Raw genomic sequence first — 540 nt, 5'->3', positions numbered from 1 at the left:
GTCGCCGGGCGGCAAGGGGATTCTGAAGGACCTGGGCCGGCAGTTGCTCCCGGCCGCGGTGGTGGACCGGCCCAAGGGGTACTTCCCGGTGCCCGCCCTTCAGCACCTGGCGGAACCCTTCATCTCCATCGTGCGTGAGGCACTCCACGCACCCGAGGCCAAGCAGCGCGGACTTTTCCGGCCCGCGTACATCGACGGCTTGCTGGCCGATCCCAACATGCAGCGGACCGCGGTCAACAGCAACGTGCTCTGGCAGTTGGCGCTGCTGGAGATGTGGCTCCAGCGCCACGCCGTGGGCTAAAGCGGGAGATGACGTCAGCGCCCTGGCGAGTCCCGCCGTCGTGCGGCGTACGCAAACATGGCCGTGGTGGCGACGGTCGCCAAATACCCGGCGATCACAATCAGCGAGATGCCCGCCCAGAAATAATTCGTGGTGCTGACCTCCTGCCAGGGGCTGGGCGCAATCCGGGCCAGCGAATACACCGCCACCGCAGCCGAGGCCAGCCCGATCACCACCGGAAGCGTCAGCCAGATCCTTGC

1 protein-coding gene and 1 pseudogene are annotated in these 540 nt (G+C 67.2%); one reads left to right on the top strand and one right to left on the bottom strand.

The genetic code is table 11. The features are described 5' to 3' along the window. A partial coding sequence (locus CXQ89_RS17960) for an asparagine synthase-related protein (RefSeq protein WP_258060214.1) occupies positions 1-301 on the top strand: 301 nt, incomplete at its 5' end. Positions 302-315: 14 nt separating this feature from the next. On the opposite strand, the pseudogene CXQ89_RS17955 reads toward CXQ89_RS17960, so the two are convergent. Next, positions 316-540: pseudogene (locus tag CXQ89_RS17955) on the bottom strand (PA-phosphatase); the annotation flags it as partial.

The sequence above is a fragment of the Arthrobacter sp. ZGTC212 genome (genome assembly GCF_002929255.1).
Lineage (GTDB): Bacteria > Actinomycetota > Actinomycetes > Actinomycetales > Micrococcaceae > Arthrobacter_B > Arthrobacter_B sunyaminii.
Note: the sequence above shows the minus strand (reverse complement) of the source record. Positions and strands in the feature narration are given on the sequence as shown.